Source organism: Arthrobacter sp. Hb9-2, from assembly GCF_059091165.1.
This window is the reverse complement of record NZ_JBNHGJ010000123.1, coordinates 1-233: the sequence shown is the minus strand read 5'-3', so window position 1 is coordinate 233 and position 233 is coordinate 1. Positions and strand designations below refer to the sequence as shown.

The following is a 233-nucleotide window of genomic DNA, read 5'->3' as shown; positions in this document are numbered from 1 at the left end:
TCACTCAAGAAGCTAATCTGCGCCTGGTAAAAGATCATGTACGCGCGTGCCGGATCGATCGAACAAGATGGGCTTGACGTATATAGAAGCATCCCTGATTTGAATGAACCGGCGGAGGCCCGGTGGGAAGAGCCGTGCCTTGGAGTCCATCGCGACCAGTTCGCCGGTGGTTGGTGCGGTGTAGAGCCGGCGAAGCCAGACCTTGAACCCGGCATTCTCCGGGATAGCTGTTT

The 233-nt window shown here is 56.7% G+C and carries 1 protein-coding gene; it reads right to left on the bottom strand.

What is annotated here, in order from left to right:
• Nucleotides 1-12: 12 nt before the first annotated feature.
• On the bottom strand, nucleotides 13-233 hold a 221-nt coding region (locus AC5RV1_RS21495), incomplete at its 5' end, for a hypothetical protein (protein ID WP_493995969.1).